The 617-nt window shown below is 71.6% G+C and carries 1 protein-coding gene; it reads right to left on the bottom strand.

Annotated features, from left to right (window positions below):
• On the bottom strand, positions 1 to 429 hold a 429-nt coding region (locus AC1DWF_RS36085), incomplete at its 3' end, for an MgtC/SapB family protein (RefSeq protein WP_476843254.1).
• Positions 430 to 617 lie beyond the last annotated feature (188 nt).

Below are 617 nucleotides of genomic sequence, written 5' to 3' on the forward strand. Positions count from 1 at the left end.
GGCATCGTCTTCCGGCGGGGCATGGCGCTCGATCCAGCTGGAGACCGTGCGCAGCACCGAATGCGAGAAGAAGACCGAGGCGGCCAGCGCCAGGGCCAGGTGGTGATGCGCCGCGCCGGCCGCCGCGCCGATCGCGGCCACCGCCCAGAAGGTCGCCGCGGTGGAGAGGCCGCGCACGCCGGTGTCGCGGTGGAGGATCACGCCGGCGCCCAGGAAGCCGACGCCCGTCACGAGCGCGCCGAGTCCGGCCGAGAGGTTGTTGCCGCCCACCTCGATCATCAGCCGCATGTAGCCGGCGGAGGCGGCCGCCACGATGGCGCAGGAGCGCAGCCCGCCGGGATGCCGCCGCCATTCCCGCTCGGCGCCGATGACCGCGCCCAGGACGAAGGCGATCAGGATGTCGAGGATTTCGTTGAGCACGGGTTCCATGGCGCTGGGGCAGCTTGGCAGAGCCCGGCGTGCGGCGCCATGAGGCCGCCCTCTTTCACGGCCCGGGCAAGGGTTGGTTAACCTTTCAGGCAGAGGATCGGGCGCCGGAAGAGAGCCCCATGCCGCCATATCCACGCCTGAGCCTGCCGATGATCCTGCTGGGAGTGATCCTGGCGGCGGCGGCGATG

This window comes from Aminobacter sp. P4_D5, assembly GCF_056401815.1.